The 14,442-nt window shown below is 71.0% G+C and carries 12 protein-coding genes; 7 read left to right on the forward strand and 5 right to left on the reverse strand.

Features of this window, described 5'->3' with window-relative positions:
- Positions 1 to 214 precede the first annotated feature (214 nt).
- On the forward strand, positions 215 to 1,321 hold the full coding sequence (locus ACFQS7_RS29985) for a DSD1 family PLP-dependent enzyme (protein WP_380070815.1): 1,107 nt from the start codon (positions 215 to 217) through the stop codon (positions 1,319 to 1,321).
- A 99-nt stretch (positions 1,322 to 1,420) separates the two neighbouring features.
- Here ACFQS7_RS29985 and ACFQS7_RS29990 read toward each other — a convergent pair whose 3' ends face one another.
- Positions 1,421 to 2,581: a D-alanyl-D-alanine carboxypeptidase family protein gene (locus ACFQS7_RS29990; RefSeq protein ID WP_380070816.1), complete on the reverse strand. Its 1,161-nt coding sequence runs from the start codon at positions 2,579 to 2,581 to the stop codon at positions 1,421 to 1,423.
- Between the two features lie 415 nt (positions 2,582 to 2,996).
- Here ACFQS7_RS29990 and ACFQS7_RS29995 point away from each other — a divergent pair, with 415 nt between their 5' ends.
- The 4 genes from ACFQS7_RS29995 (at position 2,997) to ACFQS7_RS30010 (ending at position 7,369) form a co-directional block, all read left to right on the forward strand.
- Positions 2,997 to 3,656: a phasin family protein gene (locus ACFQS7_RS29995; RefSeq protein ID WP_380070817.1), complete on the forward strand. Its 660-nt coding sequence runs from the start codon at positions 2,997 to 2,999 to the stop codon at positions 3,654 to 3,656.
- 314 nt (positions 3,657 to 3,970) lie between these two features.
- Positions 3,971 to 4,318, forward strand: a complete 348-nt coding sequence (gene clpS, locus ACFQS7_RS30000) for an ATP-dependent Clp protease adapter ClpS (protein ID WP_133219238.1) — start codon at positions 3,971 to 3,973, stop codon at positions 4,316 to 4,318.
- Positions 4,319 to 4,589: 271 nt separating this feature from the next.
- Entirely contained in the window at positions 4,590 to 6,935 is a 2,346-nt protein-coding gene (gene clpA, locus ACFQS7_RS30005) for an ATP-dependent Clp protease ATP-binding subunit ClpA (protein ID WP_380070818.1), read from the forward strand.
- 101 nt (positions 6,936 to 7,036) lie between these two features.
- Entirely contained in the window at positions 7,037 to 7,369 is a 333-nt protein-coding gene (locus tag ACFQS7_RS30010) for a carboxymuconolactone decarboxylase family protein (RefSeq protein ID WP_380070825.1), read from the forward strand.
- Positions 7,370 to 7,571: 202 nt separating this feature from the next.
- Here the strand turns inward: ACFQS7_RS30010 and ACFQS7_RS30015 are convergent, their stop codons facing one another.
- The 3 genes from ACFQS7_RS30015 to ACFQS7_RS30025 are packed head-to-tail and all read right to left on the reverse strand — an operon-like array spanning position 7,572 to position 10,734.
- On the reverse strand, positions 7,572 to 9,140 hold the full coding sequence (locus tag ACFQS7_RS30015; protein WP_380070819.1) for an ABC transporter substrate-binding protein: 1,569 nt from the start codon (positions 9,138 to 9,140) through the stop codon (positions 7,572 to 7,574).
- Between the two features lie 14 nt (positions 9,141 to 9,154).
- Positions 9,155 to 10,549, reverse strand: a complete 1,395-nt coding sequence (locus tag ACFQS7_RS30020) for an amidase (protein ID WP_380070820.1) — start codon at positions 10,547 to 10,549, stop codon at positions 9,155 to 9,157.
- Positions 10,546 to 10,734, reverse strand: a complete 189-nt coding sequence (locus ACFQS7_RS30025) for a hypothetical protein (protein ID WP_380070821.1) — start codon at positions 10,732 to 10,734, stop codon at positions 10,546 to 10,548. The genes ACFQS7_RS30020 and ACFQS7_RS30025 overlap by 4 nt, the downstream gene beginning before the upstream one ends.
- Positions 10,735 to 11,085: 351 nt before the next feature.
- On the opposite strand from ACFQS7_RS30025, the gene ACFQS7_RS30030 reads away from it, so the two are divergent.
- Both ACFQS7_RS30030 and ACFQS7_RS30035 read left to right on the forward strand, forming a co-directional pair.
- Entirely contained in the window at positions 11,086 to 12,282 is a 1,197-nt protein-coding gene (locus tag ACFQS7_RS30030) for a CaiB/BaiF CoA transferase family protein (protein WP_380070822.1), read from the forward strand.
- Positions 12,279 to 13,175 carry a hydroxymethylglutaryl-CoA lyase gene (locus ACFQS7_RS30035; protein WP_380070823.1) on the forward strand — a complete coding sequence of 299 codons (897 nt, stop codon included), beginning with the start codon at positions 12,279 to 12,281 and terminating at the stop codon, positions 13,173 to 13,175. Before ACFQS7_RS30030 ends, ACFQS7_RS30035 begins: the two co-directional genes overlap by 4 nt.
- Positions 13,176 to 13,189: 14 nt before the next feature.
- Here the strand turns inward: ACFQS7_RS30035 and ACFQS7_RS30040 are convergent, their stop codons facing one another.
- Positions 13,190 to 14,287, reverse strand: a complete 1,098-nt coding sequence (locus tag ACFQS7_RS30040) for a sensor histidine kinase (RefSeq protein WP_380070824.1) — start codon at positions 14,285 to 14,287, stop codon at positions 13,190 to 13,192.
- Between the last annotated feature and the right edge of the window lie 155 nt (positions 14,288 to 14,442).

Genomic DNA, 14,442 nt, shown 5'->3' on the forward strand with positions numbered 1-14,442 from the left:
CACGCCAGGGCGCATTGGGGGGGACGGCTGGGGCCGGCCAACATCCGCCTGATCGCCTCGATGCACCGCGCCATCGGCGGCCGGCGGATCGCCGGATGGATGGAGCCGGCGTGATGCCGGGGCGGGCGGTTTGCGTCAGATCAAGCGTTGCCGTGGCCGGCGTGCCGCAGCATGGATTCCCTTCGTCTCATCGCATCACCGGAGTCGCCCGTCCATGCTGCAGCCGCCGCCCGCCGAACCGGGCATGCGCGAGGAGGAGGTCGACACCCCCGCCTTGCTGCTCGACCTCGATGCCTTCGAGGCCAATCTCGATGCCATGGCGGCACTGCTGGCGCCCACCGGGGTGAAGCTGCGGGCGCATGCCAAGACCCACAAGTCGCCGGTGATCGCCCGGCTGCAGATGGCGCGCGGCGCGGTCGGCCAATGCGTGCAGAAGGTGGGGGAGGCCGAGGCCCTGGCCTGGGGCGGCATCCCCGACATCCTGGTCAGCAACCAGGTGGTGGGCTCGGCCAAGCTGGCCCGGCTGGCGGCGCTGGCCGCGATCGCCCAGGTCGCGGTCTGCGTCGACGATGCCGCCCAGGTGGAGGAAGTCGCCGCGGCGGCCGAGGCCGCCGGCACCCGGATCCGCGTGCTGGTCGAGATCGACTGCGGCGCCGGCCGCTGCGGCGTGGCGCCCGGCCCGGATGCCGTGGCGCTGGCCGAGCGGATCGCCGGCAACCGGCACCTGCGGTTCGGCGGGCTGCAGAGCTACCACGGCAGCGCCCAGCACAAGCGCAGCCTGGGCGAGCGCGAGGCGGCGATCGGCCATGCCGCCGAGGTCACCCGCCGCACGGTGGAACAGCTGCGCCAGCGCGGCCTGGGATGCGAGATCGTCGGCGGCGGCGGCACCGGCACCTTCGCGCTGGAGGCGGCGAGCGGCGTCTACACGGAAATCCAGGCCGGTTCCTACGCCTTCATGGATGCCGACTATGCCCGCAACGCCGTGCCGCCGCCGTTCCGGCAATCGCTGTTCGTGCTGGCCACGGTGATGAGCCGGGCGCTGCCGGGCGTCGCGGTGGTGGATGCCGGGCACAAGGCGGTGGCGATCGACAGCGGCCTGCCGCTGGTCCATGGGCGGCCGGGGCTGCGCTATGCCGGGGCCTCCGACGAGCACGGCAAGCTGCTGGTCGAGGATGGCGCCACGCCGGCGCTGGGCGAGAAGCTGCGCCTGGTGCCCGGGCATTGCGACCCGACGGTGGATCGCTACGACTGGTATGTCGGGGTGCGGCGGGGGCGGGTGGAGTGCCTCTGGCCGATCGCCGCGCGCGGGGCGATGTACTGAGGCCGTGACGCCCGGGGGGACGGTCGCCTCCCCGGAGCTCCAGCCCTTTTTCCGGCCTGGCCGCCGGCGCAGGTACAGCAGCCTCGTCCGGCTGCCGGCTCAGCCGGCGCGGCGGCCGGTCGCGGCGGTCTTCGCCGGCTTCGCCGCGGGCTTTTCCGCCGCCGCCTTGCCGAAGCCCCGCGCCTGCTTCGGTGGGGCGCTGTTGCGGCTGGTATCGCCCTGCTCGACCCGAACCACCGGCTTGCTGCTCTTGGTGGTGGAGGTCATGCGCAGCAGGCCTGGCTTGCTTCGCGCGGTGCGGAAGGCGCTGGCCTTCGGTGCCGGCGCGGCGCGGCCGGCGGCCACGACGGGGCGGCCGGCATGCCGACCGGCGCGGCCGAGCGGCGCGGCCGTGGCGCTGGCCATGACGCCGGGCAGGGCGCGGCGTGCCACCACCGGCGGATCGCGCGGGGCGACGCCGACGGTGGCGAAGCCCTGGTCGAGCAGCGCCATCATGTGGCGGTCGCGTTCCCGCCCGGTGCGGCCGCCGAAGACGGCGGCGACCAGGCGGACACCTTCGCGCTGCGCCGAGGCGACCAGGTTGAAGCCGCTGTCGTTGACATAGCCGGTCTTGATGCCGTCGGCGCCGTCATATTCGTTGAGCAGCCGGTTGTGGTTCCAGTGGGTCCGGCCGCGGAAGACGAAGTGCGGGGTGGAGAAGAAGGCGTACCGATCCGGGAAGTCGCGGAGCAGCCGCTGGCCCAGCAGCGCCATGTCGCGCGCGGTGGAGACCTGGTCGAGGTCCGGCAGGCCGGATGCGTTGCGGAAGGTGGTGTTGCGCATGCCGAGCGAACGGGCCCGCAGCGTCATCATCTGGGCGAAGCGATCCTCGGACCCGCCACCCAGCAATTCGCCCAGCGCGGCGGCGGCATCGTTGGCGGACTTGGTGACCAGGGCGAGGATCGCCTCCTCGACCGTCAGGCTCATGCCCGGCGCCAGTCCCAGCTTCGACGGCGCCATGGCGGCGGCCGAATAGGAGACCGGGACCGGGGTCGAGAGCTGGACCTGGCGGTCGCGCAGCGCCTCGAACGCCATGTAGGCGGTCATCATCTTGGTGAGCGAGGCGGGATAGCGCCGCTCATCCGGATTGGCGGCGATCAGGGCGTTGCCGCTTCGGGCATCGACCACGATGGCGGCGTAGCGTTCGCTGCCGATTTGAGCGGCAGCCGGAACGGCGATGCCGATTCCGCAGGCGAGCACGAGGGCGCGTAACGCCCTCAAGCGCAAGGATGCGCTGGTCCCGAACATGGCAGCCCCCTGATACGCGGCACCGCCCCCCCGGCATGCCAGCGAATCGTTTACACGATACGGTGTCGCCGCCGCGACTGTCCACCGGAATGGAACAAGAACCCCGGGATAGCAATCACTTGCGCTGCGGGGGTACGGCGACGTGTCAGCACCTGCCTCGCCTTCTGCGGGAACAAAGTTAACAGAAGGACAAACAACGTCACCTCTCGCTAATCCGTGAGTGAAAAATTCATGGTGCAGCGCAAAAAATCCTTGCAACTCTGCCCGGCCAACGCGTAGGTATCGTCATGTTGCAGTGCAGCAAAGCGGCGCACCAATGGGGTCGAGGGCCCCGGACCGGCGCCGAGCAAGGGTGAGGCGAATAGTGGCGATCCGAAGGAGCAAGGCCATGGCCAGCGTGACCGAGGCGAAGGTGGCTGCCACCTCGGCGCCGCGTGCCCGCCCCAAGGCCAAGGCGGTCGAGGCCATGGCCGCGGTGGCCACGACGGCGCCGCCGGCCCCCGAACCCGATATCGGGATCGGCACGGCGCCGGCCCCCGATATGCAGGCGACGGTGAGCGGACCGGCGGCTGAGGCGGCCGTCGCCCACATCCTCCCGCCGGCCGGCACCACCACCGAGGCAGACCCCGCGCAGCCGATGCGCATGACATTGGAGACCACCATGGACCAGGCAACCAAGGCGACCGAAGGCTTCATGAAGGCCGCGGAGCAGGCCACCGAATTCACCCGCGGCAACTTCGAAGCGATGACCAAGGCGACGCAGCTTTACCTCGCCGGCATGCAGGACCTCGGCAAGCAGACCATGGCGATGGTCCAGGGCCTGGCCGACCACGGCGTCGCCGGCGCCAAGGCGCTGGGCACCGTCAAGAGCCTCAAGGAAGCCGCCGAGATCCAGGCCACCTTCACCCGCGCCGCGGTCGAGAAGAGCATGGCCGAAGGCGCCAAGTTGCAGGAAGCCGCGCTGAAGCTGGCCGAGACCTCCTTCGCGCCGCTGTCGGCCCGCATGACCCTCGCGGTCGAGAAGTTCGGCAAGCCGCTCGCCGCCTGATCAGGCGACGCGCGGCGTCCCGGCCCGAGCGGCCGGGACGACAGGAATGGGCCCGGTCCGGGCCGTCCGCCCCGGTCGGGGCGCGACGGCCCGGGCCGGGCCTTTTTCGTTGCGGGCCACCGGCTTGCCCGTGCGGCGGGCTTTCCCCGTCCGGCCCGCGGCCCCATATCTTCGGTCGTGGCTGCGCGTGGCACTTCACCTCGCGCCGCATGCGGCGGTATCCTTTCCGCCGGACGGGCCCCGGCAGACCGCTGCCAGCCAAGCCCCCGGCCGATCCGGGGACTGACACCGGGAAACTCCCACCAGGAACTTCGATGAGCGACCAAGACAAGCGACCGAACGGAGGGAACCCGCCCGGCGACACCACGCCGAACACCGGCGTGGTGGTGAAGACCCGGCCGCGCACCAAGAAGCCGGCGATGTACAAGGTGCTGATGCTGAACGACGACTACACGCCGATGGAGTTCGTCGTGCATGTCCTGGAACGCTTCTTCCAGAAGAACCGGGAGGAGGCGACCCGCATCATGCTGCACGTGCACCGGCGCGGGGTCGGCGTCTGCGGCGTCTATACCTATGAGGTCGCGGAGACCAAGGTGACGCAAGTGATGGACTTGGCCCGGCAGAACCAGCATCCTTTGCAGTGCACCATCGAGAAGGAGTGACCCGGCAGGGCGGCCGACTCCGCGGATTGCGCAATGAGTTACCAATCAAAGCTTGCGAGACTCGGGAGCTGCAGGACCGGATAGCGTAGGAAGGACCGGAACGCGTAGGACCGGATTGATCCCGGCGACGTCAGGCCGCTGAAAGTGTCCCACTCCGCCGAACGGCGGGGATGCCCGAGGAAGCGATTAGGCCAAGATGTTCAACCGGGGAAACCCCCCGCCGCATCGGGCGCTGTCCGGTCTGGCGGTTCTCATTGGGAGCGTCTCTAGCATGCTGTCACGCAACCTCGAGCAGACGCTCCACCGCGCCCTCGGCCTCGCGAATGAACGCCGGCACGAATACGCGACCCTGGAGCATCTCCTGCTCGCCCTGACCGACGACACCGATGCGTCGACCGTCCTCCGGGCCTGCGGCGTCGATACCGAGAAGCTCAAGCGCGACCTGACCGAATTCCTCGACAAGGACCTGGCGGGCCTGGTCACGGAACGGGCCGGCGACCCGAAGCCGACCGCCGGCTTCCAGCGGGTCGTCCAGCGCGCCGCGATCCATGTGCAGTCCTCCGGCCGCGACGAGGTCACCGGCGCCAACGTGCTGGTGGCGCTGTTCAGCGAGCGCGAGAGCCATGCCGTCTACTTCCTGCAGCTGCAGGACATGACGCGGCTGGACGCGGTGAACTTCATCAGCCACGGCATCGCCAAGGCGCCGGGCCGCGCCGCCAGCCGGCCGGTCGCCGGCACGCCCGCCAGCCCGCAGAACGAGGAGCCGGAGAAGGAGGAGAAGCCCGCCCGTGGCCGCAGCCAGGACGCGCTGACCAACTACTGCGTCAACCTCAACAAGAAGGCGCAGGCCGGCAAGATCGACCCGCTGATCGGCCGCGACACGGAGATCGAGCGCACCATCCAGATCCTCTGCCGCCGCACCAAGAACAACCCGCTCTATGTCGGCGATCCCGGCGTCGGCAAGACCGCCATCGCCGAGGGCCTGGCCAAGCGGATCATCGAGGGCGACGTGCCCGAGGTGCTGCTGAAGAGCACGATCTACGCGCTCGACATGGGCAGCCTGCTGGCCGGCACCCGCTACCGCGGCGACTTCGAGGAGCGGCTGAAGGCGGTGGTCAACGAGCTGGAGCAGCAGCCCGGCTCGATCCTGTTCATCGACGAGATCCACACGGTGATCGGCGCGGGGGCCACCAGCGGCGGGGCGATGGATGCCTCCAACCTGCTGAAGCCGGCGCTGGCCCAGGGCACGCTGCGCTGCGTGGGCTCGACCACCTACAAGGAATACCGCAACTACTTCGAGAAGGACCGCGCCCTGGTCCGCCGCTTCCAGAAGATCGACGTCAACGAGCCGTCGCTGGAGGATGCGGTGAAGATCCTGCAGGGGCTGAAGACCAACTACGAGAAGCACCACAAGGTCCGCTACACGCCGGAGGCGATCCGCGCCGCGGTCGAGCTCTCGGCCAAGTACATCCATGACCGCAAGCTGCCGGACAAGGCGATTGACGTCATCGACGAGGTGGGTGCGTCGCGGATGCTGCTGCCGGAGGGCAAGCGGCGGAAGACGGTGACCTTGAAGGATGTCGAGGAGATCGTCGCCAAGATCGCCCGCATCCCGCCCAAGACCGTCTCCAACGACGACAAGGAGACGCTGAAGACGCTCGAGCGCGACCTGAAGTCGATGGTCTTCGGCCAGGAGAAGGCGATCGAGACGCTGTCGGCCGCGATCAAGCTGTCCCGCGCCGGGCTGCGCGACGCGGAGAAGCCGATCGGCAACTACCTGTTCTCCGGCCCGACCGGCGTCGGCAAGACCGAGGTGGCGAAGCAGCTCGCCAAGACCCTCGGGATCGAGCTGATCCGCTTCGACATGTCGGAATACATGGAGCGCCACAGCGTCTCCCGCCTCATCGGCGCGCCGCCGGGCTATGTCGGCTTCGACCAGGGCGGGCTGCTGACGGATGCCATCGACCAGCACCCGCACGCGGTGCTGCTGCTGGACGAGATCGAGAAGGCGCACCAGGACCTCTACAACATCCTGCTGCAGGTCATGGACCACGGGAAGCTGACCGACCACAACGGCAAGACGGTGGATTTCCGCAACGTCATCCTGATCATGACGACGAATGCCGGCGCCGCCGAGATGGCCAAGACCGCGATCGGCTTCGGCGCCACCGTCCGCATCGGCGAGGACGAGGAAGCCATCAAGCGGATGTTCACGCCGGAATTCCGCAACCGGCTGGATGCGACCGTGCCCTTCTCCGGCCTGACGCCGGAGATCGTCGGCCGGGTGGTCGAGAAGTTCGTCATGCAGCTGGAGGCCCAGCTGGCCGACCGCAACGTGACCATCGAGCTGAGCTCGGCGGCCAAGGAGTGGCTGGCGGAGAAGGGCTTCGATCCGCTGTACGGCGCGCGGCCGCTGGGGCGGGTGATCCAGGAATACGTCAAGAAGCCGCTGGCCGAGGAGCTGCTCTTCGGCAAGCTGGTCAAGGGCGGGTCGGTGAAGGTGGGCATGAAGGACGGCGCACTGGCCTTCGACTACCTCGAAGCCGCGGCGCCCGCCTTGCCGAAGCCCGAGGAAGGCGACGGCGAGGCGGAGAAGGAGCCGGAGACCATCGAGTAGCCCTGGCGGGCAGGCTTGCCCTTCGGCAGGTTCCATCGGGCGGGCGCGGGGAGGACCCCGCGCCCGTTCGCAATTCGGGGGAGATCGGAAGCATGAGCGCCATCAAGGATTGGGACGGCTACAACGCCGCTGCGCGCGAACAGGGCAAGGCGCTGAACGCGCTGCACCCCGAACTGGTCAAGGGCTTCGGCGCGCTGAGCCGCGGCGCCGCCACCACCACCCATCTGGACGCCAAGACGCGGGAGCTGATCGCGCTGGCGGTCGCGGTGACGACCCGGTGCGACGGCTGCATCGACGCGCATGTCCGCAAGGCCAAGCACGCCGGCGCGACCAAGGCGGAAATGGCCGAGGCGCTGGGCGTTGCCATCGCGCTGAATGCCGGGGCGGCCTTCACCTATTCGCTGCACGTGCTGGACGCGGCCGGCGCGGAGTAGGCGAGGGGGGGCGGCCCGGGGCGGCATCGCGGCCCATCCCAGTCATCTCCGCGCCGTTGGCAGGCCGGCACCCGCCCGGCGCGGGGACTCCGGCAACGGCGCGGGGCCCGGGGCGGAGCGACCGCGGCGTCCCCGGACGCCGGGCGATCCCTGGCCGAGCTCCGGCGGGCGCGATCCTAAGTCCGGACCCGCCCGGCCGCGGCTATTGCGCCGGCCGCGTCGCCATCGCCGTGGTGCGTTCGTCCATCCGCGCATCGTAGGTCAGGCCGCGCCGCAAGGCCCAGCTGTTGACCAGCTGGAACAGCGGGATGATCGCGCCGTCGTCCATCGCCAGCTTCACCGCCTGCTGCAGCAGCGCCGCGCGCGCCGGGTCGTCGATGGTCGCCGCGGCGCGGGCGGTCAGCGCGTCCAGCTCCGGGTTGGAATAGCGCCCGGCATTGCTGGCGCCGGTGCGCTTCTCCCGGTCGAAGGTGCCGAGGATGTTGACCAGGGCATAGCTCGCCTCCCCGGTCACGCTGCCCCAGCCGGCCAGGCGGATGGCGTATTCCTGGCGGTTGGAGCGCTGCGAGAAGCTGGCCCAGGGCACCGCCTCGACCTCGGTGCGGATGCCGATGCGGCTGAACATCTGCGCCACCGCCTGTGCCGCCTTGCTGTCGTTCGGATAGCGGTCGTTCGGGCTGTGCAGGGTCATCCGGAACCCCTGCGGGTAGCCGGCCTGGGCGAGCAGCGCCTTTGCCCCGTCCGGGTCGTAGGCGGGTGGCTTGACCGCGGGGTTGTAGCCGAAGGTGCCGGCGGGCAGCCATTGCCCGGTGGGCTGGGCGGTGCCTTCCATCACCCGGTCCGCCAGGGCGGCGCGGTTGATGGCCATGGACAGGGCGCGGCGGACGCGGACATCGCCGAACGGGTTTGTCGGCAGCGGCTTGCCGTCGTTGTCGCTGGTGAAGGGCACGTCCTTCTGCCGCGACTGGTCGGTGGCGAGGTAGATCACCCGCAGCCCCTGGATCTCGGAGACGGTCAGCCTGGCCTCCCGCTTCAGCCGACCGAGATCGGTCGAGGGCACCTGGTCGATCAGGTCGACGTCGCCGGCGAGCAGCGCCGCGGTGCGCGCGCCGTCATTGCCGATGAAGCGGTAGTTCACCCGGGCCCAGGGCTCCGCCCCACGGAAATAGCCCTCGTTCCGGGCCAGCTCGGTGCGGTCGCCGGGCCGGTAGGCGGTCATCCGGTAGGGCCCGGTGCCGATCGCCGCCTTGCCCGAGTTGTAGTCCTCGGTCGCCGCACCCTCGCCGGCATGCTTCGAGATGACGGCGACCGAGGCGAGCTCGGTCGGCAGCAGCGGGTGCGGCCGCGCGGTGTGGAAGCGGACGGTGAGCGGATCCACCACCTCGACCCGCTCGATGGCGCGGACGAAGCCGCCGAAGCCGCCCGGGCTGCCGGGGACGTTCGGCGTGCGCTGGATGGTGAAGGCGACGTCGTCGGCGGTGAAGTCGCGGCCGTCATGCCATTTGACGCCGGCGCGCAGCTTGAACTCCCAGACGGTGTCGGAGACCACGCGCCAGGATTCCGCCAGGCCCGGATAGGGCTGCGCCGTGGCGTCGCGCTCGACCAGCCGGTCGAAGATGTGCATCGCCAGGCTGTTGTTGGGCGAGGCGTTGTAGAAATGCGGGTCGATCGAGGTGACGGCGCCACCGATGCCGATGTTGAGCACGCCCGGCTGCTGGGCGGCGGCGGGCAAAGCGAGGACACAGAGCGTGGCGAGCAGGGCGGGGCGCATCGGATTCCTTGTGGTCATAGTTGCGGCATCATGTCGCGCCAGGGCGCGGCACGTTCATAGGCGGCGGCGGCCTGGAAGATCAGCGCCTCCGAGAAGCTCGGCCCGACCAGCTGCATCCCCAGCGGCAGGCCGGCGGCGCCGCTGATCCCGCACATCACGGAGATCGCCGGATGGCCGGTGACGTTGAAGGGGGTGCGGGCTTGGCGTGGATAGGTGCGCTCCACCTCCGGCTCGTCGTCGATCAGGCTGGCCGGGTCCATCGAGCTGGCGCAGAGCAGCAGGTCCACCTCGGCGAAGCTGGCCTGCACCGCGTCGGTCAGTTGCCGCCGGCGGCGCTGCGCCTGGACATAGTCGGTGCCGCTGACGAACATCCCCGGCAGCAGCCGGCGACGGGTGACGGCGGCATAGTCGCCGGGGCGTTCGCGCAGCCAGGGCTCGTGGATCGCGGTGGCTTCCGGCAGCATGACGGCGCGGTTGACCGCGGCGAATTCGCCGAGCGGCGGCAGCGTCACGTCGACCAGCGTCGCGCCCTCGGCCGCCAGCAGCGCCGCGGCCGCCTCGAGCGCCGCCGTCACCTCGGGCGAGGCGGGCACGTCGCGTTCGTGGAAATGCCGGACGAAGCCGATCCGCAAGGACCGGACCCCGCGGTTGAGGGCGCGGGTGTAGTCCTCCGGCGCATGGTCGGCGCTGCCGGGGTCGCCCGGGTCGTGCCCGGCCATGGCGTTCAGCAGGATGGCGTTGTCGCGCACCGTGCGCGTCATCGGCCCCACGTGATCCAGCGTGAAGGACAGCGGGAAGACTCCGCGCCGCGAGACCAGCCCATAGGTCGGCTTCAGCCCGATCAGGCCGCAATGGCTGGCGGGGTGCCGCACCGAGCCGCCGGTATCGGTGCCCAGCGCCGCCGGCAGCATCCGCGCGGCGACCGCGGCGCCGGAGCCGGAGGAGGAGCCGCCCGGATGATGGGCGGTGTTCCAGGGATTGCGGGCCGGCGGGAAGGGCAGGTCGAAGGCCGGGCCGCCGATGGCGAATTCATGCGTCGCCAGCTTGGCCGGGAAGACCGCGCCGGCCTCCCGCAGCCGGGCCACCACCGCGGCGTCGGTCCCGGCGACGCGGTCGAGCTGCAGCTTCGAATGGCAGGTGGTGGGGTGCCCCGCGAGGTCGATGATGTCCTTGAGGCCGACCGGGATGCCGTGCAGCGGCGTGCGCGGGCCGCCGCTGGCGATTTCCGCCTCGGCGGTCCTGGCATCGGCCATGGCCTCGTCGGCGGCCAGGCGGATCACCGTGTTCAGCCGCGGCTCCAGCGCCGCGACGCGGTCCAGGCAATCGGCGAGGAGCTCGACCGGCGAGAGCCGGCGGGCGGCGATCAGCGCCGCGGCCTCGGCCAGCGGCAGGAGGTGCGGGGCGGTCATGACTTGGCGTCGGGCGCGTGGTGCGCGGGCAGCGGCTCGGCGGCCGGGTCGGCGGGGCGGGTGAAGCCGGTGCGGAGGCGGGCGGCGGCGGCGATCGCCTGTTCCACATCGGCGCGGTGGTCGGCCCAGGCGCGGTCAAGACCAGCGGCCTCGGCGAGAATGGCGGGGGCGGTGGGGGCGGGCATCGCGCGGGTCTCCGGGGAGGTTTGGGCGATGCTGGCGGAAAAGCGCCGGCGGCGAAACCCAGCCGCCCCGGCTGCGCGCCCTGCGCGCCGGGGCTGCGGGACGCGTCTCGCATGGCGCCGGCGCCCGCGCGGGTCGTCGCCGGGCGCCGGCCGAACCGGTATGCGCCGGGCCATGCCGCAGCCGCGCGCACCGGCAGGCGCAGGATGCGCTCCCGCGCCATCGCCCGGATGGACCGGTGCGCCGCCGCCGCTGGGGCGAACCGATGCCGCGGCCGCCGATGCCGGTCCGCCAGGCCGCCGCCCGGCGCGGCCGGTTCCAGCCCGTGGCTTTCTGGCCTATGTCTTCCGGCCATGTCCGAGAAAAGCCCCGCCGCGGAACCGCCGCGCCTCCCCCTTGCCGGCCTTCGGGTCATCGAGCTCGGCCACTACATCGCCGCGCCCTTCGCCACCCGGCTGCTGGCCGACCTCGGCGCCGAGGTGATCAAGGTCGAGCCGCCCGAAGGCGACCCGGTGCGCGGCTGGGGCTCCGCGGTCGAGGGCAATGCCGTCTGGTTCAGCGTGCATGGCCGCAACAAGCTCTCGGTCACGCTCGACCTGAAAAGCCCGGACGGGAAGGCCAGGCTGCGCCAGCTGGCGGCGAAGTCGGACGCGCTGGTGGAGAATTTCCGCCCCGGCCAGCTCGAACGCTACGGGCTCGGCCCGGCCGACCTGCACGACGTCAACCCGCGCCTCGTCATCGCCCGCATCAGCGGCTACGGCCAGGACGGGCCCTACCGCGACAAGCCGGCCTTCGGCGCGATCGGCGAAGCCATGGGCGGCCTCCGCCACCTCACCGCCAGCCCCGGCCAGTCGGAGCACCCGCCGCCGCGCTGCGGCGTCTCGATCAGCGACGACCTGGCCGGCATGTACGCCGCGATGGGCCTGGTCGCCGCATGCTGGCAGGTGAAGGGCGACCCCGCCGCGCGCGGCCGCATCATCGATGTCGACCTGGTCAGCAGCGTGTTCAGCCTGATGGAAGGCATGCTGCCGGAATACGGCCTGTTCGGCTGGGTGCGGCAGCCGCAGGGCGCCGCGATCAAGACCGCGGCCCCCACCAACACCTACCCCTGCGCCGACGGCAAGTGGCTCTGCATCGCCGGCAATTCGGACCTCATCTTCCGCCGGCTGATGGTCGCCATCGGCCAGCCCGCCGCCGCCGCCGACCCGCGCTTCGCCACCAATGCGCTGCGCTGCGAGAACGTCGCCGAGCTGGATGCGATGATCGCCGCCTGGACCCGCACCCGGACCGGGGCCGAGGCCGAGGCGATCCTCGATGCCGCCGAGGTGCCGTGCTCGCGCCTCTATGACATGCGGGACTGCGCCGAGGATCCGCATTTCCGTGCCCGCGACCTGGTGATGCAGGTGGACGATCCCTTGCTCGGGCCGGTGCTGCACCCGGCGGCGCCCTTCCGCTTCGATGGCGTCTCGCCGCGCGACATGGTGCGCTGGACGGGCCCCGCCGCCGGGGCGCACAACGACCTGATCTTTCCGAAGGAGGACGCGCCATGACCGAACGGGTCGAGCTTTCCGAGGTCGCCCCGCGCGACGGCCTGCAATCCATCGGCGCCTTCGTGCCGACCGAGACCAAGATCGCCATCGTCCGCGCGACCTACGAGGCCGGGCTGCGCCGGATGGAGGTGGGCAGCTTCGTCTCGCCCCGCGCCATCCCGCAGATGGCCGATACCGGCGCGGTGCTGCAGGTGGCCAAGCAGCTGGCCGGGCTCGAATGCACGGTGCTGGTGCCGAACCGCAAGGGGTTCGACGCGGCGATGAACGCCGGGGCCGACCGGCTCGGCCTGTTCATGTCGGTGACCGAGGCGCACAACAAGGCCAACCTCAACCGCACGCGGGAGGAAAGCTTCGCCGACCTCGCCGCCATCGTGCGCGAGGCGAAGGGCACCAAGATCCGCTTCAACCTGTCCTGCACCTTCCACTGCCCCTTTGAGGGCGTGGTGCCGGAACGCGACGCGCTCGACTTCATCGAGCGCGTGGTGGCGCTGGACCCGGAGATGGAGATCGCGCTGGCCGACACCACGGGCAATGCCTCGCCCGACCAGGTGCGGCGGGTGTTCGAGCATGCCCACAAGGCCTGGGGCCTGCGCTTCGCCTTCCACGGCCACGACACCTACGGCATGGGAATCGCCAACGTGACGGCGGCCTGGGAAGCCGGCTGCCGGATCTTCGACGCCGCCTCGGGCGGCATCGGCGGCTGCCCCTTCGCGCCGGGGGCCACCGGCAACGTGGCGATGGAGGACGTGGTCTGGATGTTCCGGCGCATGGGTGTCGAGACCGGGGTGGATTGGGCCAAGCTGCTGGTCGCCGCCGACATGGCCGCCGCGGTGCCGGGCGCGACACCGGGTGGCGCCATGCGGCGGGTGCCGGCGGCGCGGCTGGCGGCCTGAGCCGCCGGCGCGCCTCAGCCTCGCCGTGCCGGGCTGGGCGGCCGCGGCGCGTCGACCGGGAAATGCAGCTCCACCACCGTGCCCAGCCCGGCCTCCCCCGGATGGCGGTTGAAGGACCCGCGCAGCTGCGCCGCCAGCGCCCGCAGCAGACGGGTGCCGAGGCCGGAGCCCTGCGGCAGCGCCGCCGGCGGCGTCTCGCCCACCTCGCCATCCGGCAGCACGCCGGGCCCGTCATCCACCACCGTCAGGACGAATTGCTCGCCCTGCCGGCGGAAGCGGACCTGCACCTGGCCGCCGCGACCCTCGGGGAAGGCGTATTTGAAGGCGTTGGTGATCGCCTCGTTCAGCACCAGGCCGAGTTGCACCGAGCGCTCGGTCGATAGCCGGTGCGGCTCGGCCTCGGCATGCAGGAAGACCGGCCGCAGCCCGTCCCCCGAGAACGCCTTGGTCAGGTCGTCGCAGAGCCCGACGATGAATTCCCGCGTATCGACCGTGGTCGCGTCCTCGGCCGCGACGCTGTCCTTCGCCAGCCGCGTATGCACCCGGGCCAGTGCCAGGGCATGGTCGGCGGCCTCGCGCAGCCCGTCGCGGGCGGCCTCCGAGCTCGCCGCCCGGGCCCGCAGCAGGAGGATGCCGACCAGGGAGCCGAGGTCGTTGCGGGTTCGGTGGCGGAATTCCTCCAGCAGCAGGGCGCGGCCCCGCTGCACCTCCTGCAGGTCGGCCTGCGCGGCCTGCAGCGCCTCGATTGCGCGGTGCATGGCCTCGACGATGCTGGCCAGCAGGACGCCGATCACGACGAACAGCAGCAGCGAGACGAGCTGGGTGCGGCTGCCGATCACCAGGCTGAAGCGCGGCGGCATGTACATATAGCTGAGCACCATGGCCGAAAGCAGCGTCGCCAGGATGCCGGAGCCGCGGTCGAACAGCGTCGCCGACAGCAGGATGGCGGCGAGGAAGAGCAGGGAGCGCTCATGGTCGCCGAGGATGGGATCGGCGAGCAGGCGGAGGCCGAGCACGGCGGCGACGAGCGCGCAGGTTGCCGCATAGCGCAGCCACACCGGCCAGTGGCGGGTGGCGTAGATCGCGCCGTCGATGAGGGTTCTGCTGTCCATCCGCAGCGAACGGTTCGCGCTGCCGCTAGGCCCAACTTGAACAGTCCCCGTTGGGAGTCCGTTGGCAAGTGGTTGATTTTGCGCGGCCTGCTGCCTGATTCCCCGGAGTTTGGCAAATATGTAGTGCCACGAACATGGCGAAAAATGGCTTGAAA

This window comes from Dankookia sp. GCM10030260 (assembly GCF_042666655.1).
GTDB lineage: Bacteria > Pseudomonadota > Alphaproteobacteria > Acetobacterales > Acetobacteraceae > Paracraurococcus.